Consider the following 23770-nt stretch of genomic DNA (forward strand, 5'->3'; position numbering starts at 1 on the left):
TCACGACAACCGGATGTCACGTGTGGTACAAGTGGATGGCGGTCGCAGACCATCGAGTCGCATCGATCGGGAGGACACCGACATCCTGGGGGATCAAGGTATGCCATCGATTCAGGGGTACAACGACGTGCCCATGTCCGCCTCGGCCGAACCCGGGCCGCCAGTACCCCGGCCCCGTGCCGTCACCCCTTGGCGGCTCCACGCACGGGGCCGCGAGGCGGAGCTGGCCCGGCTCACCGGCATCGTGGACGGCGCCGAACCCGACGTCCGCGCGGTGCGGATCAGCGGTGACCCGTGGAGCGGAAAGTCCGAACTGCTCACGGCGCTCGCCGGCCACGCGAAGGAACGCGGGTGGACGGTCGCCTGCGGCGCAGCGGGCCCGCTGCCCGGGTCGCTGCCCTTCGGCGTTTTCTCCGACGCCCTCGAAAACCTGCTGACGTCACGGGACCCGGCGCTGCTCGACGGCTTCCCGAAGTACCACGTCTCCTGGCTGGCCGGCATCTGCCCGGCGCTGGCCCAGTACTCGCCCGATGCGGCCGTGCCGACCGGCCCGTCGGAACTGCGGCACCTCTTCCACGCGGTGCGCGCCCTGCTGGAACGGCTCAGCGCCGGCGTCCCCCTGCTGCTGGTGGTCGACGACCTGCAGTGGGCGGACCCGGCGTCGGTCGACCTGTTCACCCACCTGATCCGGCGCCCGCCGGACGCGCCGGTCCTGCTGGTGACCGCGCTGCGCCCCCGGCAAACCGCGGGTGACCTGCTGGCAGCGCTCGACGAGAGCGTGGACGGCGTCGCGCACGTCGAACTGCCCGCGCTCGCCGAGGACTACCTCGGCACCCTGCTGCCGGCCGGCCTGCCCGCCGACCGCCGCCGGGCCCTGCTGGACGCCGCGGACGGCAACCCGGGCCTGCTGCGCGCCCTGGCCGCGGCGGAAGACCAGGACACCTTCGCCGCGCCCGGGTACGCCCCGAACCGGCCCGGCGGGCCGGGGATGCCGGTGTCCCCGCGGCGCGAGTTCCGCACCCTGTCCCCGTTCACCTGGACCGTCGCGCACGCGGCGGCCCTGATGCGCGAGTCGTTCGACACCGGGCTGCTGGCCGCGGTGGCGGAGGACTCCGAGGTACCGACCAGAGCCGCGGTCGACGAACTGGTGGCGCACGACATCCTGCGCGTGGACGGCAGCAAGCGCACGTTCCGGTTCCGCAACGCGCTGCTGCGGGACACCGCCCGCCAGGCCGCCGGCGCCGCCTGGCGGCTCGGCGCGCACGCCAGGGCCGCCGAGGCGCTGCGTGAGCGCGACGCGCCTGCCCCGGAAATCGCCTACCACCTGGCGCACTGCGTGCTGGTCGAGGAGAACGACGCCGCCGGGATCCTGGTCGACGCCGCCCGCGAGGTCCGCTGGGAGCGACCGGCGGACGCCGCCACCTGGCTGCGCCGGGCACTGGACCCGCGCGGCCCGGCGTGCGCCGACCACGTGCCGCTGCTGGCCATCGCGCTCGTGGTCACCGGCCGCACGTCCGACGCCCGGCTCCTGTTCGACCAGGTGGCGCACACCCCGGAGACCGCGCTGTGGGCCGGGCGGGCGCTGCACCTGGACGGCAACCGCGAAGCCGCGGGCGACCTGCTTCGCATCGGACTGCGCATCGCCGATCCCGGTGACCACCGCACCCGGGCCCGGCTGGTCGCGGAGCTGCTCGCCACCACCGTCGACGGCCGCCACCCCACCGCGGTCCCCGACCTGTCGATCCTCTCGTCCGCACAGCGGGTGCCCGGCCTCGGCGTGCTGGCCGAGCACCTGGACCCGGTCACCGACGCGGGCCCGCGCGCCCTGCTGCTGGCACTGGCCACCCTCACCGAGCCCACCGGCCGGGCCGCCGAAGACCAGCTGCTGAAGGCCCGGACCCTGATGGCCAACGTGTCCGATGCGGACCTGGCCCCCGACGTGACCCCGCTCTACTGGCTGGCGCGGGCCGAGCACGCGCTCGCCCACGACGACCAGGCCGCCCGGCACCTGCGCCGGGCCCTGGCGATCGCCACCCGGTTCGGTCACCGCTACGTCCTCGACGGCCTCACCACCCTGCTCGAGCACTTCGACGAGAAGCAGGACCAGGAGACCGACGGCCCCTCGGGGGACCGGATCCCGGAGGTGCCGGACCCGCGCCGGGACGAGCCGGACCCGGACCTGCCGGACCTGCCGTCGGAGCTGGCCCAGCTGAGCGGCCGCGAGCGCGAGATCTCCCGCCTGGTCAGCGACGGCCGGACGAACCAGCAGATCGCCCGGACACTGGGCCTGAGCCACAAGACGGTGGAGACCTACCTGGCACGCATCTTCAAGAAGCTCGCGCTGTGCTCACGGGCCCAGCTCGCCACCATCGTCGGCCGCTCGGTCTCCACCCCGGCCGGCCCCCCGATCCCGGCGAGAGTGGCCTCCGAGCGGCTGATGCCGGCCTGACGGGTCAGGAACCGGGGCTGCGCAACGAGGACGCCGCCGCGGCCGCGACCGCTTCGGCCACTGTGGACAGTGCGGGCAGGTCCAGTTTCCACTGTTGCCAGTAGAGCGGCACGTCCACCGGCCGGTCCCGCACGAGTGGCACCAGCGTGCCGGCCCGCAGGCCCGGTGCCGCCTGCACCTCGGGCACCATGCCCCACCCGAGGCCGGCTTCGACCGCGGCGACGACCATCTCCGAGGCCGGGACGTAGTGCCGCAAGGCACTCGCCCCGCCCCCGCCGAGCAGCCGCACGAAGGCGTCCTGCAGATCGTCGTGGTCGTCGAACATCACGACCGGCGCCGCGGACAGGTCGTCCCGCAGCGCGCCGGTCACCCACCGCGCCGCGAAGGCGGGGGCGGCCAGCGGCAGGTAGCGCAGGTCGCCGAGCGGGCGCACGGAGCAGCCCTGCACCGGAGCGGCCGAAGACGTCACCGCCGCCATCACCCGGCCCTCCCGCAGCAACGTGGTGGTGTGCTCCTGGTCCTCGCGGTGCAGTTCGAAACAGATCGGCGGGTCGGCGGTCACCCCGGCGAGCGCCGGCAGGAACCAGGTGGACAGCGAATCGGCGTTGACCGCGATCGGCACCCGCACGGGCTCGCCGCTCATGCCGAGTTCGGCCCGCGCGTCCCGCTCGAGGGCCGCGAGCCGCCGCGCGAACCGGACCACGACCTGCCCGGAGTCGGTGACCCGCACCGGTTTCGTGCGGGTCACCAGCACACTGCCGGTGCGCTGTTCGAGCGCCTTCACCCGCTGGCTCACGGCCGACGGCGTCACGTGCAGCCCCGCCGCGGCGGCGTCGAACGTGCCCGCGTCGACCACCGCGAGCAGCGTCCTGACCTGATCCAGCGGCAGCTCCGTCATCACGAAAACTGATCTTACGGAGAGACCTTCAGCTGTGCTGTTGCCCGGTCAGGACACAGTCGCCTTCGCGCGCTGAGCCGACTTCTTCGCCTGGTTGCCGCACACTCCCATCGAGCACCACCGCCGCGTTCCCGGCCGGGACGTGTCGAGGAACAGCGCCCCGCACCGGGCGCCCTCGCACCGGCGGACCCTCGCGAACTCCGGCGACGTCACCAGTTCCAGCGCGTCCCGGGCCAGCAACGCCAGCATCGCCGACGCGGGATCCGCCGCCTGCCAACGCAGTTCGCCCGACGGCGTCAGCGAAGGGGCGGGTACCGGCTGGGCCGCGACGCGGTTCAGCCGCTGCCGCGTCGACGGGCGCGCCGAAGCCGTCAGCAGCTCGTGGATCGCCTCGCGGACCGCACGCGCATCGCCGGCCGACACGGGCCGGACCGGGGTGGCGAACGGGCCGAACCGGTCGATCCAGGCTCCCCACGCCGCCGCGTCCGGCAGCTCCTCCGTCTCCGACGGGGTCCCCCGGTACCGCAGCGTCCGGATGAAGTCGAGGCACAGGCGGCCCGCTCCCGCGCGGAATTTGTCCGTCATAAGGGTCACAGTACGCCGGAACCGGTTTGACTGGTACCGTCGGGAACCGATCAAACCGGTTCCACGATGGGGGCGCGCATGACCGAGACCGAGCAGAAAGCCCCGCCCGGCTGGCTCGTGCTGCTCCTGGCCGTCTCCTGTGGACTGACCGTCGCGAACCTCTACTACGCCCAGCCGTTGCTCGCCGAGCTGCGGCAGGCCTTCGGGGTCGGCGAGGCCGCCGCCGGCGGGGTGGTCACCGCCACCCAGCTCGGGTACGCCGCCGGGATGCTGCTGCTCGTCCCGCTGGGCGACCGGCTCGAAAACCGCGGGCTCGTCGCGACGCTGCTCGCGGTCGCCTGCGCCGGGCTGGTCGTCACCGGGATCGCGCCCGGGTTCGCCGTGCTGCTCATCGCCTCGCTGGCCGTCGGGGCGGCGTCGGTCGTGGTGCAGATCCTCATCCCGTTCGCCGCCGACCTCTCCCCCGACGCCATCCGCGGCCGGATCGTCGGGCGGGTCGTCAGCGGGCTGCTCTTCGGGATCCTGCTCTCGCGCGTCGTGGCCAGCCTGCTCGCCGAGGTGACCAGCTGGCGGGTCGTGTTCCTGATTTCGGCCGGCGCGATGGCCGCGCTCGCCCTCGTGTTGCGCTTCATCCTGCCGCGCCGCGCGCCCAAGACCGACGTCCGCTACGGCGAGCTGCTCCGCTCCACGTTCGCCATGGCGCGGAAGCACCCTCCGCTGCGCCACCGGGCCCTCTACCAGTCGGCGATGTTCGGCGCCTTCAGCGCGTTCTGGACGACCATCGCGTTCGTCCTGACCGCGCCGCCCTTCAACTACTCCCAGCTGGGCGTGGGCCTGTTCGCCCTGGCGGGCGCGGCCGGCGCCGCGGTGGCGCCGCTGGCCGGGCGGTGGTCGGACCACGGCCACGGCCGTCGGCTCACCGCGGCCGCCTTCGTGCTCTGCGCCGCGGCCTTCGCGCTCGCCGGCTTCGGCGCGCACAGCGTCGTCCTGCTGGCGATCGCGGCGATCGCCGTCGACATGGCGGTCCAGACCACGCTGGTGGTCGGCCAGCACACGATCTACCAGCTCGACCCCTCGGCCCGAGCCCGCATCAACAGCGTTTACCTTGGCACGTTCTTCATCGGCGGCGCCATCGGCTCCCAGGCCGGTTCGATCGCCTACCACCTCGGCGGCTGGACGGCGGTCGTCGTGTTCGCCGGCGTGCTCCCACTGCTCGGCCTGGCCGGGATGACCCGCACCCGCGGCTAGGCGAACACCTCGCGCCGGGCGGCCACCCACTCCGCGTACGTCGTGCCCGGCCGGCCCAGCAGTTCCTCGATGACCCCGGTCGGCGCCTGCGGGTGCCGCAGAGTCTCCTCGAAGCCTTCGAGCAGCCAGCCGACGGCTGTTTCCGGGACGCCGTAACCGATCCACTGCGCGCGCTGCTCCGCCGGCGTCAGCTCGCGGAAGCGGATCTCCCGGCCCAGCACCGAGGCCAGGGTCTCGACCTGTCCGCGGAGGGTGATCGCTTCCGGTCCACTGAGGACATACGTCTTGCCGGTGTGCCCGGCCGAAACCAGCACCCGGGCGGCCACCGCCGCGATGTCGCCGAGGTCGATGGGGGTCTGGGTCGCGTCGTCGTAGGCCATGGCGACCTCGCCCGCCCGGACCATCGGGGCCCAGTCGAGCGTGTTGTTCATGAACGCGCCGGGCCGCAGGAAGGTCCAGGCGAACCCGGCGGCCCGGACGGCGGCCTCGACGGCGGCGTACTCGTGCCCGCTGGAGCCGTCGTGTTCGTCCCCGACGCTGCTGCCCGACAACGCCACCACCCGCTCGACGCCGGCCGCCGAAGCCAGCTCGCAGAACCGCCGGACGGTCCGCGCCATCGGCGCCAGGTACACCGCCGAGACGCCCTTGAGCGCGACCGGCAGCGTCGACGGCCTCGCCAGTGACCCGACGACCACCTCGGCCCCGGCCGGCAGCTGCGCGCGTTCCGGGGCGACGGTCAGCGCCCGCACGGGCACCCCCGCCGCGACCAGCTCGTCGACCACCAACCGGCCGACGCTGCCGGTCGCGCCCGTCACCAGGATCGTCATGAGACATCCTCCTCATTCTCGTATGCCATACGAGATCGTACGGCATACGAGAACCCCGGTGCACGGGAAAAGGAATATCAGGAGGTGATGGTCGGCAGTTCCGGCGCCGCGACGTCGTAGACCTTGCCGTCCTGGGTCAGCAGGGCCGCCAGGACCTTGGCCTTGCGGTCCGTCTGCTCCGCGGTGCCCCAGCGGACGATCTTCCCGTTGGCCAGCGTGAACTCCACGCTCGCCGGCGTCTTCGCCGTCGCCGTCGTGACCTGCTTGAGGAGCTGCTCCGGGATCACCCCGAGCACCGCCGTCACCGCGCGGGTCACCGGGTCGTCCGCCGACACCTTCGGCAGCTTGAGCTCCGGCAGGCCCGGCGGACGCGCCGCGACCGTCTTGAACACCACGCCGCCGCCGTCGACGAGGTGGACGCCGTCGCCGCCCGGGCCGCTGTCGAAGAACGCGATCGCCGTCCGCTCGGTCACGGTGATCTCGACCGTGTTCGGCCACGAGCGGGACACCTCGACCGTCGCGATGCCCGACATCCCCGCCACCCGGTCGCGGATCTCGTCGGTGCTCAGCCGCAGCATCGGCTTGCCGGCCGGCACCGCGGCGGCCGTGCGGATCTGGTCGGCCGACACCGTGCGGGAGCCGCTGACCGAGACGTCCTGCACGCCGAGCATCGAGCTGAAGAACAGCAGGTAGACCAGCGCGACCACGGTGAGCACGGACAGCAGCGCGACCCAGCGGCGGCGGATCTCCACCTGCCGGTTGGGCCGGGTGCGGGCGCTCGGCTTGGGCCGCGCGGCGCGGGTCCGGCGGCGCTCCTCCTCGGAGCGCCGCCCCCGTCGTTGCCGGACCAGGGCAGCGCGATCCGGCAGCTCCTCCTCCTCGGAGGACGGACGGCGGCGTTCCCTGGTCGGACTCATGGCCTCAGCGCTTGTCCAGCTCGGCGAGGATCTCCGGGCCCAGCTGCGTCACGTCCCCGGCGCCCATGGTCACCACGAGGTCACCGGGCTTGGCCAGCCCCGCCGCCAGCGGCGCGGCGACGTCGAACGCCGGCTCGTAGTGCACCGCCGCGGTCACCCGGTCGGCGATCAGCGCGCCGGTGATACCCGGCTCGGGCTCCTCGCGCGCGCCGTAGACGTCCAGCACGACGACCTCGTCGGCCAGCGACAGCGCCTCGGCGAACTCCACCGAGAACGTCTTGGTCCGCGAGTACAGGTGCGGCTGGAACACCACGATCACCCGCCCGGACCCGGCCGCGGTCCGCACCGCGCGCAGCTGCGCGGCCACCTCGGTCGGGTGGTGGGCGTAGTCGTCGTAGACGCGGACGTCGCCGGCCCGGCCCTTGAACTCGAACCGCCGCCGCACCCCGCCGAACGCCGCGAGCCCGTCGACCAGGCCCGGCACCGGGGCGCCCAGCTCGATCCCGGCCAGCAGGGCCGCGATCGCGTTCAGCGCCATGTGCTCGCCCGGCACGGCGACGCGCACCGAAACTTCCTCGCCGTCCAGCACGAGCCGCACGACACCGCCGTCCGGCGCCGGGACGTACTCCAGGATCCGCGCGTCACCCGGACCGGTGGCCGTGCGGCCGTAGCGGCGCACCCGGACCCCCAGGTCCTCGGCCTGCCTGCCCAGGTCGTCCGCCGCGGGATCGTCACCGCAGACGATGAGCAGGCCGCCCGGCACGATCCGGCTCACGAACTCGGTGAACACCTTCGTGTAGGCCTCGGCCGTGCCGTGGTGGTCCAGGTGGTCCGGCTCGACGTTCGTCACGACCGCGACCGACGGCGAGTAGGTCAGGAACGAGCCGTCGCTCTCGTCGGCCTCGGCGACGAACACGCCACCCTCGCCGTGGTGGGCGTTGGCGCCGGACTCGTTGAGGTCGCCGCCGATGGCGAACGACGGGTCGAGCCGGCAGTGCTGCAGCGCGACGGTGAGCATCGACGTCGTCGACGTCTTGCCGTGCGTGCCCGCGATGCAGGCGACGCGGTGGCCCTCCATCAGCCCGGCCAGCGCCTGCGCCCGGTGCAGCACCGGAATCCCCGCCGCGCGCGCCGCGGCCAGCTCGGGGTTGGTCTCCTTGATCGCCGTCGAGACGACCACGGCGGACGGCGGTTCCGCCAGCGACGAGATGTTCGCGGCGCTCTGGCCGACGAACAGCTCGGCGCCCTGGGCGCGCAGCGACAGCAGCGCGCGCGACTCCTTCGCGTCCGAGCCCGACACGAAAGCGCCCCGGGCCAGCAGGATCCGCGCGATGCCGGACATGCCGGCGCCGCCGATCCCGATCAGGTGCGCCCGGCGCAGTTCTTCGGGCAACTCAAGCACCAGCGGCCTCCAGAACGATGCGGGCGAGGGTTTCGTCGGCCTCGCGGTGGCCCATGCCGACCGCCGCCGCGCCCATCTTCGCGACGCGGTCGGCGTCGGTGACCAGCGGGACGACCAGGTCGGCGACCTTGGCCGGGCTGAGGTCGCCGTCGAAGACCATCAGCGCGGCACCGGCGTCGACGGCGGGCCGGGCGTTGCTGGCCTGCTCGCCGTTGCCGATCGGCAGCGGGACGAACACCGCGGGCAGCCCGACCGAGGTCACCTCGGCGACGGTCATCGCGCCCGAGCGGCAGATCGCCACGTCGGCCGCGGCGTAGGCCAGGTCCATCCGCTCCAGGTACGGCACCGGCACGTACGCCGGCTTGCCCGGGAACTCCTGCACGACCAGCGTGTTCTTCGGTCCGTGCGCGTGCAGGACGCCGACCCCGGCGTCCGCGAGGTCCTTCGCCGCGCCGGACACGGCGGCGTTGATCGACTGCGCGCCCTGCGAACCGCCGAAGACCAGCAGCGTCGGCGCGTCCGGGTCCAGGCCGAAGTGCGCCCGCGCCTCGGCCCGCAGCGCGGCCCGGTCGAGCGTGGTGATCGACTGCCGCAGCGGGATCCCGACGACCTCGGCCTTCGGCAGCGGGGTGCCCGCGACGGCGACCGCGACGCGGCGGGCGAACCGCGCGCCGACCTTGTTCGCCAGGCCCGGCGACTGGTTGGCCTCGTGCACGACGATCGGGACGCGCCCGCGCGCGGCCAGGTAGGCGGGCAGGGCGACGTAGCCGCCGAAGCCGACGACGACGTCCGCGCCGACGCGTTCCAGCACCTCACGGGTCTTGCGCACCGAGTCGCGGACCTTCAGCGGCAGCTTGATCAGCTCCGGCGTCGGCTTGCGCGGCAGCGGCACCGGCGGGATCAGCTCGAGGGGGTAGCCGCGGGCCGGGACCAGCTTGTTCTCCAGGCCGCGCTCGGTGCCGAGCGCGACGACCTGCGCGTCCGGGCGCAGCCGCATGACGGCGTCGGCCAGGGCGAGGGCGGGTTCGATGTGTCCTGCGGTGCCACCTCCGGCGACCACGACCACGGGCCCCTTGCCCGCGGCGGCTCGCTCGGTTCCCTTGACGGGCTTACTCACCTATGACCTCTCCGGTTCGCGGTACTCCGGGTACCACGGCTCGCTGTTGTCCGCGCGGCCCCGCCGCGAGACGTGCTCGTGCGGGCCGCGCTCGTCCGTGCCGCGCTGCGGCGCACCGGTTCGCGGACCGACCTGCGTCGTTCCTGAGCCGGGGCGGGCCGGGCCGCACGGGGCGCCGGCCTGGCCGCCTTCGCCCCACTCCGCCCCGCCGCCTTGCGCGTGGCGGGCGGACGGTACGGGTCGGGCGCGGGCAGCCGCAGCAGACGCCCGAATTTACCCGGCCCCTGTGTGCGCAGCGCGGCCACCGCCTCCGGTTCGTGCCGGGCGGCGTTCGCGAGCACGCCCATGATGAGCATGGTGATCACCAGCGAGGTGCCGCCGTAGGAGATCAGCGGCAGCGTGACGCCGGTGACCGGCAGCAGGCCGACGACGTAACCGATGTTGATGCCGGCCTGCGCCACGAGGAACACCGTCAACGTGCCGGAGACGATCCGGATCCACGGGTCGATGTTGCGGGTGGCGATCCGCAGGCCGACGACGGCGACCCCGCCGAAGAGGACGAGCACGACGACGCAGCCGATCAGCCCGAGCTCCTCGCCGATCAGGGCGAAGATGAAGTCGTTCTGCACGTTCGGCAGGTAGCCCCAGTTGGACGTGCCCTGGCCGAGGCCCTTGCCGAGCAGCCCGCCGTCGGCGAGCGCCAGCTTCGCCTGGTTGGCCTGGAAGCCCCCGTCGCTGGTGTCGGCGTCCGGCGAGAGGAACGACATGACCCGGGCGAGCCGGTAGGGCGCGATGATCGCGAGCACGAGCACCCCGGCCAGGCCGCCGGCGAGGATGACGCCGAACAGCCGTTTCGGGGCGCCGGCGAACCACAGCAGCGCCAGCAGCACCACGGCCAGGGTGACCGTGCCGCCGAGGTCGGGCTGCAGCATGACCAGCGCGAACATCAGCAGCGCGATCGGCACCACCGGCACCAGCAGGTGCCGCCACTGGTGGATCACGTTGTACTTGATCACCAGGATGTGGGCGCCCCAGAAGGCCAGCGCCACCTTCGCGGCTTCGACCGGCTGGAAGGTGAACTCGCCGATCTTGAACCAGCCCTGCGAGCCGTTGACCGTCGAGCCGAGCGGGGTGAGCACGAGCACCAGCAGGCCGAGGCAGATCACCGTCGCGGTCGCCGACATCCGCCGGATCCGCTCCAGCTTGACCCGCAGGCCCAGCCAGAAGACGACCGAGCCGAGCGCGACGAACACCAGGTGCTTGACGAACAGCGAGTACACCCCGCTGCCGGTTTTGGGGTTGTAGGAGGCGACCGACGACGCCGAGAGCACCATGACGATGCCGATGACGGTGAGCACGCCGGTGAGGGCGAGCACGACGTGGAACGACGCCAGCGGCCGCGAGAGCCACGCCGTCAGCGCGGTCCGGACCGCGACGAAGCCGCTCTCCTTGCGCTCGCGGCGCGGCCGCTTCGGCGGCGGTTCCGGCTTGGTTTCAGCTGTCGTCACTCGGCTCCCCCGCTGCGTCGTCGCGGAGGACACGCACGGCCGCGGCGAACGCGTCGCCGCGCTCGCCGTAGCTCGAGAACATGTCCAACGACGCCGCGGCGGGTGCCAGCAGCACCACGTCACCGGGTCGGGCCATCGCGCTGGCCGCACTCACCGCCGCAGTCATGGGTTCATCGTCACCCGGACGGAGGCTGTTCACCGGGACATCCGGCGCGTGTCGCGCAACCGCGGCGGCGATCACGGGTGAATCGACGCCGAGGAGCACGACTCCGCGGAGACGGCCGGCGATGCTGCTCACCAGCTCGTCGACCGACGCGCCCTTGAGCTGGCCCCCGGCGATCCACACGATGCTCGCGTGGGCCCGCAGGGACCCGGCGGCCGCGTGCGGGTTGGTCGCCTTCGAGTCGTTGACGTACCGCACCCCGGCCACCTCGGCGACCTCCACGGCCCGGTGCGGGGCCGGCTGGTACTCGCGCAGGCCCTTCGCCACGGCGTCCGGCGACACGCCGTGGGCGCGGGCGAGCGCGGCCGCGGCGAGGGCGTTGGCGACGTTGTGCGGGCCCGCCGGACGGACGTCGGCGAGGGTGGCCAGCGCCTCGGCGCTGTTCTCCGGGTCGGCGACGAAAGCGCGGTCGACCAGCAGGTCCTCGACCACGCCCAGCTCGCCGGCGCGCGGGGTGTCGAGCTGGAAGCCGACGCGGGGGGTACCTTCTGGGGCGTGCTCGGCGGCGATCCGGGTGGACCAGTCGTCGTCGGCGTTGTGCACGGCGACCTTGGCGCGGGTGTAGACCCGGCCCTTCGCGGCCGCGTACTCGTCCATCGAGCCGTGCCAGTCGATGTGGTCTTCGGCCAGGTTCAGCACCGCGGCGGCGTCCGGCGCCAGCGTCGAGGACCAGTGCAGCTGGAAGCTCGACAGCTCCACGGCCAGCACGTCGTAGCCCGCCCGGACCGCGTCGAGCGCCGCGTAGCCGATGTTCCCGCAGGCCACGGCGTTGCTGCCGGCGGCATTGAGGATCGATTCGAGCATGCCCACGGTGGTCGTCTTGCCGTTGGTGCCGGTCACCACCAGCCAGGACGGCGGGTGCTCGCGCAGCCGGCCGACGCGCCAGGCCAGCTCGACGTCCCCGATCACCTCGACGCCCGCCTCGGCGGCGGCCACGAGCAGCGGCGACGTCGGCCGCCAGCCCGGGCTGGTGACGACCAGGACGACGTCGGACGGCGGCTCGGTCAGGCCCGGCACCAGCTCGGCGCCGAGGCCCTCGAGCTCGGCCAGGCGCTCGGCGTTGCCGTCGGTGACGGTGACCCGCGCACCCAGCTCGACCAGCACCGGCACCACCGACTTGCCGGTGACCCCGGCCCCGGCGACGAGAACGTGAGAACCGGCGATGTCTTTCATGTCAGCCGCCGAGGCCCAGCTGCTCGCTGTAGAACAGGCCGAGCCCGAACATGCAGCAGATCGCCGAGAGCAGCCAGAACCGGATGATCACCGTGGTTTCGGCCCAGCCGGCGAGCTCGAAGTGGTGGTGGAACGGCGCCATCCGGAACAACCTGCGCCGGGTCGTCCGGAACACCGCGATCTGCGCGACCACCGAGATCATCTCGACCATGAACAGGCCGCCGATGACGATGGCGAGCAGCTCGGTGCGGGTCGTCATGGAGAGGCCGGCGACCAGGCCGCCGAGGGCCAGCGAGCCGGTGTCGCCCATGAAGATCTTCGCCGGGGCCGCGTTCCACCAGAGGAAGCCCACGCAGGCACCGGTCGCCGCGGCGGCGACCACGGCCAGGTCCAGCGGGTCGCGGACGTCGTAGCAGGCGGCGGCCGGCGCGTTGGCGCAGGACAGCCGCTCCTGCCAGAACGAGATCACGACGTAGGTGGCCAGCACCATCGCCGCCGCGCCACCGGCCAGGCCGTCGAGGCCGTCGGTGAAGTTGACCGCGTTCGACCAGCCGGAGATCACGACGTAGCAGAAGATCACGAAGATCACCGACGGGAAGGTGATCAGCGCGAGGTCGCGGACGTAGGAGAGGCTCTCCGACGCCGGTGTGATGCCGTGCTGGTTCGGGAAGTTCAGCGCCAGCACCGCGAACGCGATGGTGACGACCAGCTGCCCGACCAGCTTCGCGGTCTTGTTCAGCCCGAGGTTGCGCTGCTTGCGGATCTTGATGAAGTCGTCGAGGAACCCGACGATCCCGAGGCCCACCGCGAGCATCAGCACGAGCAGCCCGGAGGCCGTCGGCGCGCCGCTGCGGGAGTTGAACATCCAGTTGATCAGGTGCGCGGCGAAGTACCCGACGACCATCGCGATGATGATCGCGACACCGCCCATGGTCGGGGTACCGCGCTTGGACTTGTGTCCCTGGGGGCCTTCCTCACGGATCTCCTGGCCGAAGCCCTGCCGGGAGAACACCCGGATCAGGTAGGGCGTCAGCATGATGGAGACCAGCAGGCCCGCCGCGGCCGCGATCAGGATGCTGATCACGCGTCACCACCGTTCGAGCGATTCTCGGAGTTGTCGGTTTCCCGGGGTTCGAGCAGAGCTTCGGCGACCCGCCAGAGGCCGGCGGCCTTGGAGGCCTTGACCAGCACCACGTCCCCGGGGCGGAGCTGATCATGCAGCAGGGCGGCGGCGGCCTCGACGTCGGGTACCAAAGTGGATTCCTCGCCCCAGGAGCCTTCCTGGTGCGCGCCCTGGTGCATGGCCGCCGCCTCGGGCCCGATGACGACGAGCTTGGCGATGTTGAGCCGGACGACGAGCCGGCCGATCTCGTCGTGGGCGGTGACCGAGTCCGCGCCGAGCTCGCCCATCACGCCGAGCACGGCCCAGGAGCGGCGGCCGGTCTCCCGGGTCATCGCCGCGAGGGCCTTCAGGCCGGCCCGCATCGACTCGGGGTTGGCGTTGAACGAGTCGTTGAGGATCGTGACGCCGTCGGGCCGGGTGACGACCTCCATGCGGCGCGCCGAGCGCCGTTCGAGGGCCGAGAGCCTCGTGGCGATCTCCTCCGGCGTCGCCCCCAGCTCCAGCGCGACCGCCGCGGCGGACAGCGCGTTGCCGACGTGGTGCTCGCCGTGCAGCGGCAGCTTGACGCCGGCCTCGCCGGCCGGGGTGATCAGCCGGAAGGACGCCCGGGCCTCGTCGTCGAGGGTGATGTTCTCCGCGCGGACCTGCGCCGAGGGGCTCTCGCCGACGAACACCACCCGGGCCTTCGTGCGGCTCGCCATGGCCGCGACCAGCGGGTCGTCGAGGTTGAGCACCGCGACGCCGTCTTCGGGCAGTGCCTCGACGAGCTCGCCCTTGGTCTTCGCGATGCCTTCGCGCGAGCCGAACTCGCCGACGTGCGCGCTGCCGACGTTGAGCACGACGCCGATCTTCGGCGGGGCGATCGCCGCGAGGTGGGCGATGTGCCCCGGACCCCGCGCCGACAGCTCCAGCACGAGGTGCCTGGTCTCCGCGCCGGCCCGCAGCGCCGTCCAGGGGTGGCCGAGCTCGTTGTTGAACGACCCGGGCGGCGCGATCGTCGGGCCGAGCGGCTCGAGCAGCTGCGCGATGACGTCCTTGGTCGAGGTCTTGCCGGAGGAGCCGGTGACGCCGACGACGGTCAGCTCGCCCTCGGCCAGGCGCTGCACGACGTACCGGGCGAGCTTGGCCAGCGCGGCCAGCACCGCGGCACCGGAGCCGTCCTTGTCGCCGGTCAGCGCGACCGACCGCTCGTGGGCCTCGCCCGCGGCGAGCGGCGGGACGACGATCGCGGGCGCGTCGACCTCGCGGGCGGCCAGCACGGCCACGGCGCCGGCCTCGACGGCCTGCGCGGCGAAGTCGTGGCCGTCGACCTTCTCCCCCGGCAGCGCGACGAACAGGCCGCCGGACGTGAGCTCCCGGGTGTCGAACTCCACGGTGCCGGTCACCTGCGCGCCCGGGTCGGCGCGGTGCAGCCGGCCGCCGACGACGTCGGCGATCTCGGCCAGGCTGAGCACGATCACACACTCACCTCGAGTTTGTTGCGGATGGCCGCGGCCAGCTCGTCGCGGTCGGAGAACGGGTGCACGACGCCGCCGGCCTCCTGGCCGGACTCGTGCCCCTTGCCGGCGAGGAAGACGATGTCACCCGGCCCGGCGAGCGAGACGGCGTGCGCGATGGCCTCGCGGCGGTCGCCGATCTCGAGGATCTCGCCGCCCTCGGCGGGGCCGACCGATCGGGCGCCGGCGAGCATGGCGGCGCGGATCGCCGCCGGATCTTCGGAGCGCGGGTTGTCGTCGGTGACGATCAGGACGTCACTGCGGCGGGCCGCGGCCTCGCCCATGATCGGGCGCTTGGCGGTGTCCCGGTCGCCGCCGCAGCCGAGCACGGTGATGATCCGGCCCTCGGTGCGGGCCCGCAGCGCGTCGAGGCCCTGGGCGACCGCGGCCGGCTTGTGGGCGTAGTCGACGACGGCGGTGAACTCCTGGCCGACGTGGACGCGCTCCATCCGGCCCGGGACCTGCACCTGGGCGAGGCCGGCGACGATGTGCTCCAGCGACACCCCGGCGGTGCTCAGGATCGCGGCCGCCAGCACGGCGTTGGCGACGTTGAACTCGCCGGGCAGCGGGATCCGGGCGGCCGCGCGGGCCCCGTCCGGGCCGTGCAGGGTGAACGTCTGCTCGCCCTGCGGGGTGGCCTCCAGGTCGGTGGCCTTCCACGCGGCCTCGGTGCCCGGATCGGTGGTCACGGTGATCGTCTGCGGCGTGAGCAGGGCCTGGCCCCACGCGCTGTCGACCACGACGACCTCGTGCGTCGAGCGGCCGTCGAACAGCAGGGACTTCGCGGCGAAGTACTCCTGCATGTCCTTGTGGAAGTCCAGGTGGTCCTGGGAGAGGTTGGTGAACGCGCCGACCGCGAACCGGGTGCCGTTGACGCGGCCCAGCGCGAGCGCGTGGCTGGAGACCTCCATCGGCACGTGCGTGACGCCGCGCTCGAGCATCACCGCGAGCAGGGCCTGCAGGTCGGGCGCCTCCGGCGTGGTGAAGCCGCTGACCAGCCGGTCGCCCGCGATCCGGGTCTCCACCGTGCCGATCAGCCCGGTGGTCAGCCCGGCGGCCTGCAACCCGGCGTCGACCAGGTACGACGTCGTCGTCTTGCCGGAGGTGCCGGTGACGCCGAGCACGGACAGCTCCAGGGAGGGCTCGCCGTAGATCCAGGCGGCGATCTCGCCGAGAGCCGCCCGCGGGTCCGGGTGCACCAGGATCGGCACGCCGGCGTCGCGCAGGGCGGGGCGCTCGGCGCCGGCGGCGTCGGTGAGGACGGCGACGGCCCCGGCCGCGACGGCCTGGTCGCTGAAGTCGGCGCCGTGGGCGCGGGCGCCCGGGAGGGCGGCGAAGAGGTCGCCGGGCAGCACGTGCTGGGCACGCAGCGTGGTGCCGGTGACGGTGAGCTCGGCCGCGTCGGGCGAACCGGCGATCAGGCGGGCGTCCGCCCTGGCGAGCAGCGTCGCCAGCGGGACCGGGTCGATGCGCGCGGGGCGGGGCGGCGCGGGGACCGCTTTCACCGGGCTTTCCGGCACCTGGGAACTGGACGAGGACACGGACACGGCCAAGAGGCTACCGGCGGGCGGTTCGGGCACCCGCACGCGGTACGGCGATTGCGTGCGGGCCGGGCACATGTGCTAGACGGCGCCACGGACCTCGTTGCGCCGCAAGGGTTTCCCCGTCGTCGGCCGATGTGGACGCTCACGCGCCGAAGCCCCCTCGCGCGGTGCCGCGTGAGGGGGCTTTGACGGACAGTGCCTGGCTACGGCGCGATGATGAGCGGGACCTCCGGCGACGGGCCGTCGGACAACGGGATCTGGTACCGCTGCGTCACGTACGACGCGATGGTGTGGAACAGCGGCGCCGCGGAGTGCCCGACCGGCAGCGTCGTGTCCGGCGCGTCCAGCCGGATCCCGACGACGAACCGCGGGTGGTCGGCGGGCAGGATGCCGGCGAAGGTGATGTTGTACAGGTGGTCGCTGTAGGCGTGCGTCCGCGGGTCGACCTGCTGGCCGGTGCCGGTTTTCCCGGAGATCTGGTAGCCCTCGACCGCCGCGGTCGGCGCGGTGCCCTTCTGCACGCCCTTGCCGTTCTGGGCGACCGCGCGCATCATGTCGCGCACCGTCTTGGCGGTCTGCGGGTTGACCACCCGGACCGACTTCGGGGCCGGCTCGGGCACGGTCGTGCCGTCCGGGTTCACCTTGGCCTTGACGATGCGGGGTTCGACGCGCAGGCCGTCGTTGGCGATCGTCTGGTACATCCCGGCCATCTGCAGGACGGTCATCGACAGGCCCTGCCCGATGGGCAGGTTGCCGAAGGTGGTCGCCGACCACTGGCTGCGCGCGGGCACCACGCCCGCGCTCTCGCCGGGCAGGCCGACGCCGGTGCGCTGGCCGAGGCCGAACGACTTGAGCAGGTTGGCGTAGCGCTCCTCGCCGATCTTCTGCGCCAGCAGCAGGGTGCCGATGTTGGACGACTTGGCGAAGATCCCGGTGGTGGTGAACGTCTGGGTGCCGTGGGTCCAGGCGTCGTGCACCGTCTTGTCGGCCACTTGCAGCGCACCCGGCACCTCGACCGTCGACTCCGGCGTCGCGACGCCGAAGTCGATCGCCCCGGTGGCGGTGACGAGCTTGTTGACCGAACCGGGCTCGAACGGCGTGGTGACCGCCGGGTTGGCCAGGTCGTCGGTCTTCCAGGTGCTCTGGTCGTTGGGGTCGAAGGTCTTGTCGTTGGCCAGCGCGTAGACCTCGCCGGTCTTGGCGTCCATGACGACGGCCTGCCCGCCCTTGGCGTGCGACTGCTGGACGTAGTCCGCCAGCTGCCGCTGCACCTCGTACTGCAGGTCGGAGTCGATGGTCAGCTCGAGGTCGGAGCCGGGGACGGCGGCCTGCAGGTCGCGCTCGGTGCCCGGGATGACGACGTTGTCGCTGCCGTTCTTGGTGTTGACCAGCATCCGGCCCGGCGTGCCCGCCAGGTCGTTGTCGCGCAGCAGCTCGAGCCCGACGAGGCCGTGGAGGTTGTGCTTCGACACGTCCTGGTCTTCGGAGCGCCAGTTCGCGGCGCCGACGATGTTGGCCGCCAGTCCGCCGCCCGGGTACTCCCGCAGCGCGCGCTTCTCGACGCCGATCCAGGCGAAGTGCTTGACGATGTCGGCGGCGATGGACGGCTCGACGTTGTTCACCAGGTAGGTGAAGGACGCCTGCTTGTGGAACAGGTCGAGCAGCTGCTGCTCGCCGATCGCGTTCGGCAGCTTGCCCGCGATGTACTTGGCGGCCGCGGCGGTCTCGGAGTCGAACGTCTTCGCCGTTCCCGGGTTCTTCGTGGCGAAGTCGTCCATGCTCTTGTGCAGCGCCTTGAGGTTCACCGAGAGCGTGCGCACCTCGACGCTGAACGCCAGCTTCGCGCCGTTGCGGTCCACAATGGACCCGCGCTGGGCGGGGATGTCGATGGTCTGGGCGCGCTGCCGTTCCGCCGCGGCCGAGAGCGCCGCGGCGTCGAACCACTGCACCTGCACCAGTTTCACGCCGGCGACGATCAGCACGGCGACCAGCAGCAGGCGCACGGCGGAGAACCGGCTGCGGTGCCCGCCGTTGCCCCGCCGCGCGGCCGCGCTGCGGGTCCCGGCGGCGTACGTCCGCCGCGCGCTGCCCGCCGCGCGCGCACGGGCCTGGCTGCGGCCCGAAGCCATCACTGGCCGCCTCCCGGCTGGGCAGGCGGCTGCTCCTCGGGCACGGCGGGCTGGTCACCCTCGATCGGCGCGCCCTGCTGCGACTGCGTGCCCGCGGCGGGCGCCGCGGGCGGTGCGGCCGGCACCACCGGGGTGTCCGCCTTGGCCTTCTTGGGCTCGCCGACGAGCGAGGTCTTCCCGTCCGGGCCGACGACGATCCGCGCCGGGTCACCGCCGGGCACCATGCCCAGCTGCTGGGCCGCGGGGGCCAGCGAAGCGGGCGACTCGGCCTTGGCGACGTCGCGCTGCAGCTGTTCCTTCTGCTCGGCCAGCTTCGCGTTGGTGGTGCGCAGCTGCTCGAGCCGGTAGGAGTCGGCGATCGCCTGCGTGGTCAGCCACAGCGTGGTCGCCACCCCGGCGGCCAGCAGCGCCATCATCATCAGCACGAACGACGCGCGCGACTTCGGCAGCAGCAGCTTCAGCTGGAGCTTCGGCTTCTCCGGCGGCTCGGCGGGCCGGACCTTCGGCTCCGGGCGCGCCTCGCGCTCCTTCAGCAGGTCGGCGCGCTGGGCGCGGCGCGCGTAGGCGCGCTCGGCCGCGGACGTGCGGCCACGCGACCCGCGCCGGGGCGCGGCCTTGGCCGGCTGCGGCGCCTGCGGATCCGGCTCGACGGTGGTCGTCGAGGTGCGGGCGGCCTCGCTGCGGTCTCGCGCCGGCGCGGCCCGGCGGCGGGACTTCGCGGGAGCGGTCATCGCGGCTCTCCGATCCTCTCTGCGGCCCGCAGCCGCACCGAGGCGGCACGCGGGTTCCGTTCGATCTCCTCTTCGCCGGCCTTTTCGGCGCCGCGCGTCAGGAGTTTCAGCTCCGGTCCGTGCCCCGGCAGCTCCACCGGGAGCCCTTCCGGGGTGCGGGACTTCGCGAGCTCGGCCAGCGCTTGCTTGACCAGCCGGTCTTCCAGGGACTGGTACGACTCGACGACGATCCGGCCGCCGACCGGCAGGGCGCCCAGCGCCGCCGGCATGGCGCGGCGCAGCACCTCCAGTTCGCCGTTGACCTCGATCCGCAGCGCCTGGAAGGTGCGCTTGGCCGGGTGCCCGCCGGTGCGGCGGGTGGCGGCCGGGACGGCGTCGTAGAGCAGTTCCACCAGGCGTCCGCTGGTGGTGAACGGCTCCTTTTCCCGCGCGGCCACGACGGCCTTGACGATCCGCTGCGCGAACCGTTCCTCGCCGTAGTCACGCAGGATCCGGATCAGCTCGCCGGGCGCGTAGGTGTTGAGCACGTCGGCGGCGGTGAACCCGGTGGTCGGGTCCATCCGCATGTCCAGCGGCGAATCCTTGGAATAGGCGAACCCGCGCTCGGCGCGGTCCAGCTGCATCGAGGAGACGCCGAGGTCGAAGAGGATGCCGTCGGCTTTTTCGAGGCCGACGCTTTCCAGTGCCTCCGGGAGCCCGTCGTAGACCGTGTGGACGAAGTCGACGCGGTCGCCGTGGCGGGCCAGGCGCTCCGCGGACTTCTCGAGCGCGGCGGGGTCGCGGTCCAGCGCGACGAGCCGCAGCCGCGGGAAGGCCTCCAGGAGGGCGTCGGAATGCCCGCCGAGGCCGACCGTCGCGTCCACGAGGACGCCGTCGCGGTCGGTGAACACGGGAGTGAACAGCTCGACGATCCGGCTCAGCAGTACCGGGACGTGCTCGGGTGCCGTCATGCGTTCCCTCCCCCTCTCTCGCCTGGGCGGCCCGGGGGAAATATGGCGGATGCCGTCAGGTCCCTGTCCGCCCGCTGCTGACCTGGTACCGGGGAAGGTGCACCAGGGCCATTGAGCGGACAGAGGCCTCACGGCATCCGGGTGGGCTTCCCCTCTTAGCGCGGGCGGCGAACCTCTTCGTCCCCCGACGACGAAGGTGCACCGCGACCGCACGTCTAGAAGACGCCCGGCAGTACTTCCTCTCGAGCCTTCGCGTAGCTGTCTTCGTGCTCCTCCAGGTAGCCCTGCCACGCTTGGGCGTCCCAGATCTCCAGCCTGGTGATCGCCCCGATCACCACGCACTCCTTGCTGAGCCCCGCGTAGCGGCGGAGCTCGGGCGCGATGGTGATGCGCCCCTGGCCGTCCGGACGTTGCTCGTCCGTGCCGGCGAACAGGTAGCGCTGGTAGGCCCGAACCGCCTCGTTCGTGAACGGGGCCTCGGCGACCTTGCGCGCCATCTGCTCGAACTCGGCGCGGGGGAAGACGAAGAGGCAGTGGTCCTGCCCCTTGGTAAGCATCAGCCCACCCGCCAAGGCGTCACGGAACTTCGCGGGCAGCGCGAGCCGCCCTTTGTCGTCCAGTTTCGGGGTGTGGGTGCCGAGGAACACGGCCTCCACCTCCCTACCGTCCACGGTGGCGAACCACCCCGGATGGCGACGGGGCTTCCCTTCCGCCCCACTGGCCACCACCGTACCCCACTTTTCACCACAGTCAACGCGACAAACGGGCAGACCACTCCGTCGTGTGTTCCGTTTGCGCAGGTCAGCAGGGTGGGGCCAGGTGGGGGGCGTGGTGGGGCACGGTGGCCAAGATCCCCCGCACCGGGGGCCGGAGCAACCTCAGCTGTCCCCCATGCGTCCGCATAACGGCCGCGAAAGAACCCTCACCCGGCTCGAGTGGGGCTCCGTGGGGCCGGAGGGTGGGTCAAGGTGGGGAACCCGGCCGCAACGTCAGGAATGAGTCATTCACTGCATCAGACGCCAGGAATGAGTCATTCACTGCGCCACCGAGTTATCCACAGCGAGCCGCAGACACCCTGAGTAGTCCACAGATCACGGAATGTCCGCTTGAGGAGTCGACCGGATACGTCACCATCGGCGGGTGACCAGAAGATCTTGGACGCGCGACGCGGAGATGCTCTTCGCCGCGAGCCGGCGTGGCGTGATCACCGTGCCCCAGCTCGAAGCTTTGGGGGTGCCGCAGGAGACCAGCTACCGGCGGTGCCTTCCCGGCCGCCCCTGGCAGCGGCTCCTCCCGGGCGTGGTGCTGCTCCGCACCGGTGAGCCGACGCGCCGGCAGCTGCTCGAAGGCGCGCTTCTCTACTGCGGCGCCGACGCGATCATCACGGGCCTGGAGTCTTGCCGGCGCCAAGGTCTGAAGCGAGAGGTCCGCACGGATGAACCGGTTCACCTCCTCCTGCCCGCTCACCTGAAGACCATGAGCTGCGACTACGTCCTCGTCGAGCGAACCACGCGCATGCCCGTTCCGGTCCATCGCGACGGACTCCCGCTGGCCCCGGCACCGCGAGCAGTACTGGACGAGTGCCGGCGGCTGCCTGACCATCCTCCTGTCCGGGCGTTGCTGGCCGAGGCCGTCCAGCAGCTCGGCCTCGACCCGGCCGAGCTGAGCACGGAGCTGGAGACCGGCAGCCGCAGAGGAACCGCGGTGCCTCGTGCGGTCCTCCGGGAAATCGCCCGAGGAGCCCGGTCCGCCGCGGAGGGCGTGGCGATGGCCTTGTGGCGCCGCACGGGGCTGCCGGAGCCGGTCTGGAACTTCGAGGTCCACGACGAGCACGGCCGTTACATCGCCACCCCGGACGCCTGGTGCGACGAGGTCGCTTTCGCCTGGGAGATCGATTCCTACGAGTTCCATTTCGGACAACCCGGCTACGCGGCCACTCTCGCCCGCAACAACCGGTACGCCGCCGCCGGAATCGCCCTGGTCCAAACTGTGCCGAGCCGGTTGCGCAGTGAGCCACGCGCGGTAGTCGCCGACTTGGTCTCGGCTTATCGCGCCGCTGCGGCCCGTCCGCGCCCACCGGTCAAGCTGGCCGGACGTCAGGAATGAGTCATTCACTGCATCAGACGCCAGGAATGAGTCATTCACTGCATCGGAACCGCTCAGTCTTCCGGGGTGAGGAGAGCCGTGACGCGGGCCGCGAGGCGGGTGCTGTCGACCGGGCTCACCGTCACCCACTCCTGCCCACCCCGCCCCGAGGTCTTCGTCGCGCAATAGGCGCCGACGTCGGTGTCGAACCACGTCAAGCCGCCGACCCGCGCCGGCCGGCCCGACCCCGAGCGACGGCTCACGCTGAACTGCCCCGCCGCGTACACCGGCCGCGCCTGGATCGCCCGGACCTCCTCGAGCTGCGCCGACGCCGACCCCGAACCGGCGTCCGCGGCACCCGAGAGCGTCGACGCCGGGAGGCTGATGCCGTAGCCGGGGCCCGCCGACAGCTCCGGCAGGACGTCGACGATCGCCGTGCCGAGCTCGCCGTCGCGGATCGAATCCAGGCCGATCGTCTGCTCCGGCTGGGTCGCCAGGACGCCACGGCGGCCGCGGGCCGCGGTCACCGCGCGGAACGGCGTCGCCGCCGTCATGTCCGCCAGTGCCTCGCACGCGACGAACACGTCCGCGTCCGCGAGCAGGTTCAGCCGCGACGCCAGGGCCGGCTCCAGCCGGGACCCGTCGTAGAGACCGCGTTCGGCGAGGTTGTCGTAGACGGCTTTCCGCACCTCGGCCCGTTCGGCGTCGGTCCCGCCGACGCTGCGGACGCTCAGCGGTTCCGGCGGGCGGTCGTGGCCGAGGTCGGTCCAGAGGATGTCGAACGCCGACGCCGAAATCCGGATCAAGCCCGCCCCAGCGCCGGCGGGGTGGGGAACGTCTCGGCGGGCGCGTGGCCGCGCAGCGCGGTGTCCCGGGTCCGGAGGACGTCGATGGCCTTCTGCCGCGCGGCCTCCGCTTCGGCCCGGCGGGCGGCCATCTCCCCGGCCAGCCCGGCCAGGACGAAGACGTTCCCGCTGGACGCCGCGTCGCGGATCATCGACGCCGGGTCGTAGGTCACCGGCGGCGGCATGTCGGCCCGGGCCCGCGCGGCCACCTCGGCCTGCGCACCGACCGCCCGGCCCACCGACGCCGAGACGGCGGCGGAGTGCGAAAGCCACTGCGCGGCCCGGCCCAGCGCCGCGCGCGCCGCGTCCCCCGCCTGGCCACGCCAGTGCTCCTCCGAGGAGGCGACGAGCGCGGCGACGTCGGCGGTGGACTCCTGCAGCCGCCGGGCGAGCCCGTCCCAGCGCGCACCCACCTCGCCCGCGGCGACCGGGTCGTTGCCGCGCACGACCTCCGCGGCCATCGCCTCGTGGCTGTAGGCCTCGTACCGCGCGGTGGCAACGGGGGGTTCGGGCACGGCGC

Annotated in this window: 20 protein-coding genes; 3 read left to right on the top strand and 17 right to left on the bottom strand. The window is 72.8% G+C overall.

Annotated features, from left to right (window positions below):
- Positions 1–100: 100 nt before the first annotated feature.
- Positions 101–2449 (top strand): helix-turn-helix transcriptional regulator, encoded by a 2349-nt coding sequence (locus ISP_RS32035; protein WP_230468457.1) that lies wholly within the window; start codon positions 101–103, stop codon positions 2447–2449.
- 4 nt (positions 2450–2453) lie between these two features.
- Here ISP_RS32035 and ISP_RS32040 read toward each other — a convergent pair whose 3' ends face one another.
- Together ISP_RS32040 and ISP_RS32045 are read right to left on the bottom strand one after the other, a co-directional pair.
- A complete protein-coding gene (locus tag ISP_RS32040) occupies positions 2454–3347 on the bottom strand; it encodes a LysR family transcriptional regulator ArgP (RefSeq protein ID WP_014467431.1) in 894 nt (297 codons plus the stop codon).
- A gap of 48 nt (positions 3348–3395) precedes the next feature.
- Positions 3396–3932 carry a CGNR zinc finger domain-containing protein gene (locus tag ISP_RS32045; protein WP_013228032.1) on the bottom strand — a complete coding sequence of 179 codons (537 nt, stop codon included), beginning with the start codon at positions 3930–3932 and terminating at the stop codon, positions 3396–3398.
- Positions 3933–4010: 78 nt separating this feature from the next.
- On the opposite strand from ISP_RS32045, the gene ISP_RS32050 reads away from it, so the two are divergent.
- Positions 4011–5180 carry an MFS transporter gene (locus ISP_RS32050; protein ID WP_013228033.1) on the top strand — a complete coding sequence of 390 codons (1170 nt, stop codon included), beginning with the start codon at positions 4011–4013 and terminating at the stop codon, positions 5178–5180.
- Here ISP_RS32050 and ISP_RS32055 read toward each other — a convergent pair.
- From ISP_RS32055 to mraZ, 13 genes are all read right to left on the bottom strand, one after another.
- Positions 5177–6007, bottom strand: a complete 831-nt coding sequence (locus ISP_RS32055; protein ID WP_013228034.1) for an NAD(P)H-binding protein — start codon at positions 6005–6007, stop codon at positions 5177–5179. The two genes, ISP_RS32050 and ISP_RS32055, sit on opposite strands and share 4 nt — an antisense overlap.
- Before the next feature lie 77 nt (positions 6008–6084).
- The gene (locus tag ISP_RS32060) at positions 6085–6924 is read right to left on the bottom strand and encodes a cell division protein FtsQ/DivIB (RefSeq protein ID WP_013228035.1); all 840 of its coding nucleotides are present in this window, start codon (positions 6922–6924) and stop codon (positions 6085–6087) included.
- Positions 6925–6928: 4 nt separating this feature from the next.
- Complete coding sequence (gene murC, locus ISP_RS32065; protein ID WP_013228036.1) at positions 6929–8326, bottom strand: UDP-N-acetylmuramate--L-alanine ligase; 1398 nt, start codon at positions 8324–8326, stop codon at positions 6929–6931.
- Positions 8319–9443, bottom strand: a complete 1125-nt coding sequence (murG, locus tag ISP_RS32070) for an undecaprenyldiphospho-muramoylpentapeptide beta-N-acetylglucosaminyltransferase (protein ID WP_013228037.1) — start codon at positions 9441–9443, stop codon at positions 8319–8321. The genes murC and murG overlap by 8 nt, the downstream gene beginning before the upstream one ends.
- Positions 9440–10951 carry a putative lipid II flippase FtsW gene (gene ftsW / locus ISP_RS32075; RefSeq protein WP_013228038.1) on the bottom strand — a complete coding sequence of 504 codons (1512 nt, stop codon included), beginning with the start codon at positions 10949–10951 and terminating at the stop codon, positions 9440–9442. The genes murG and ftsW overlap by 4 nt, the downstream gene beginning before the upstream one ends.
- On the bottom strand, positions 10938–12347 hold the full coding sequence (gene murD / locus ISP_RS32080; RefSeq protein WP_013228039.1) for a UDP-N-acetylmuramoyl-L-alanine--D-glutamate ligase: 1410 nt from the start codon (positions 12345–12347) through the stop codon (positions 10938–10940). The genes ftsW and murD overlap by 14 nt, the downstream gene beginning before the upstream one ends.
- A gap of 1 nt (position 12348) precedes the next feature.
- Positions 12349–13431, bottom strand: coding sequence for a phospho-N-acetylmuramoyl-pentapeptide-transferase (gene mraY, locus ISP_RS32085; RefSeq protein ID WP_013228040.1), 1083 nt, complete (start codon positions 13429–13431; stop codon positions 12349–12351).
- Complete coding sequence (locus tag ISP_RS32090; RefSeq protein ID WP_013228041.1) at positions 13428–14930, bottom strand: UDP-N-acetylmuramoyl-tripeptide--D-alanyl-D-alanine ligase; 1503 nt, start codon at positions 14928–14930, stop codon at positions 13428–13430. The genes mraY and ISP_RS32090 overlap by 4 nt, the downstream gene beginning before the upstream one ends.
- Positions 14927–16471 (bottom strand): UDP-N-acetylmuramoyl-L-alanyl-D-glutamate--2,6-diaminopimelate ligase, encoded by a 1545-nt coding sequence (locus tag ISP_RS32095; protein ID WP_013228042.1) that lies wholly within the window; start codon positions 16469–16471, stop codon positions 14927–14929. Before ISP_RS32095 ends, ISP_RS32090 begins: the two co-directional genes overlap by 4 nt.
- Before the next feature lie 242 nt (positions 16472–16713).
- The gene (locus tag ISP_RS32100; RefSeq protein ID WP_014467433.1) at positions 16714–18639 is read right to left on the bottom strand and encodes a peptidoglycan D,D-transpeptidase FtsI family protein; all 1926 of its coding nucleotides are present in this window, start codon (positions 18637–18639) and stop codon (positions 16714–16716) included.
- Positions 18639–19370, bottom strand: coding sequence for a cell division protein FtsL (gene ftsL / locus ISP_RS32105; protein ID WP_013228044.1), 732 nt, complete (start codon positions 19368–19370; stop codon positions 18639–18641). Before ftsL ends, ISP_RS32100 begins: the two co-directional genes overlap by 1 nt.
- A complete protein-coding gene (gene rsmH, locus ISP_RS32110) occupies positions 19367–20320 on the bottom strand; it encodes a 16S rRNA (cytosine(1402)-N(4))-methyltransferase RsmH (RefSeq protein WP_013228045.1) in 954 nt (317 codons plus the stop codon). The genes ftsL and rsmH overlap by 4 nt, the downstream gene beginning before the upstream one ends.
- 215 nt (positions 20321–20535) lie before the next feature.
- Positions 20536–20967 (bottom strand): division/cell wall cluster transcriptional repressor MraZ, encoded by a 432-nt coding sequence (mraZ, locus tag ISP_RS32115; protein ID WP_014467434.1) that lies wholly within the window; start codon positions 20965–20967, stop codon positions 20536–20538.
- Positions 20968–21493: 526 nt separating this feature from the next.
- On the opposite strand from mraZ, the gene ISP_RS32120 reads away from it, so the two are divergent.
- A complete protein-coding gene (locus tag ISP_RS32120) occupies positions 21494–22426 on the top strand; it encodes a hypothetical protein (RefSeq protein WP_013228047.1) in 933 nt (310 codons plus the stop codon).
- 53 nt (positions 22427–22479) lie between these two features.
- Here the strand turns inward: ISP_RS32120 and ISP_RS32125 are convergent, their stop codons facing one another.
- Both ISP_RS32125 and ISP_RS32130 read right to left on the bottom strand, forming a co-directional pair.
- Entirely contained in the window at positions 22480–23211 is a 732-nt protein-coding gene (locus tag ISP_RS32125) for an ESX secretion-associated protein EspG (RefSeq protein ID WP_013228048.1), read from the bottom strand.
- Complete coding sequence (locus ISP_RS32130; protein ID WP_013228049.1) at positions 23208–23765, bottom strand: PPE domain-containing protein; 558 nt, start codon at positions 23763–23765, stop codon at positions 23208–23210. Before ISP_RS32130 ends, ISP_RS32125 begins: the two co-directional genes overlap by 4 nt.
- Positions 23766–23770 lie beyond the last annotated feature (5 nt).

Source organism: Amycolatopsis mediterranei (assembly GCF_026017845.1).
GTDB lineage: Bacteria > Actinomycetota > Actinomycetes > Mycobacteriales > Pseudonocardiaceae > Amycolatopsis > Amycolatopsis mediterranei.

Bases quoted from the DNA above. Each gene is read 5' to 3' on its own strand.
- murD (WP_013228039.1), bottom strand. From the start codon at position 12,347: ATGAAAGACATCGCCGGTTCTCACGTTCTCGTCGCCGGGGCCGGGGTC.
- ISP_RS32120 (WP_013228047.1), top strand. From the start codon at position 21,494: ATGCTCTTCGCCGCGAGCCGGCGTGGCGTGATCACCGTGCCCCAGCTC.
- rsmH (WP_013228045.1), bottom strand. From the start codon at position 20,320: ATGACGGCACCCGAGCACGTCCCGGTACTGCTGAGCCGGATCGTCGAG.
- ISP_RS32045 (WP_013228032.1), bottom strand. From the start codon at position 3,932: ATGACGGACAAATTCCGCGCGGGAGCGGGCCGCCTGTGCCTCGACTTC.
- ISP_RS32060 (WP_013228035.1), bottom strand. From the start codon at position 6,924: ATGAGTCCGACCAGGGAACGCCGCCGTCCGTCCTCCGAGGAGGAGGAG.
- ftsL (WP_013228044.1), bottom strand. From the start codon at position 19,370: ATGACCGCTCCCGCGAAGTCCCGCCGCCGGGCCGCGCCGGCGCGAGAC.
- ISP_RS32040 (WP_014467431.1), bottom strand. From the start codon at position 3,347: ATGACGGAGCTGCCGCTGGATCAGGTCAGGACGCTGCTCGCGGTGGTC.
- ISP_RS32035 (WP_230468457.1), top strand. From the start codon at position 101: ATGCCATCGATTCAGGGGTACAACGACGTGCCCATGTCCGCCTCGGCC.
- ISP_RS32055 (WP_013228034.1), bottom strand. From the start codon at position 6,007: ATGACGATCCTGGTGACGGGCGCGACCGGCAGCGTCGGCCGGTTGGTG.
- ISP_RS32100 (WP_014467433.1), bottom strand. From the start codon at position 18,639: ATGGCTTCGGGCCGCAGCCAGGCCCGTGCGCGCGCGGCGGGCAGCGCG.
- ISP_RS32050 (WP_013228033.1), top strand. From the start codon at position 4,011: ATGACCGAGACCGAGCAGAAAGCCCCGCCCGGCTGGCTCGTGCTGCTC.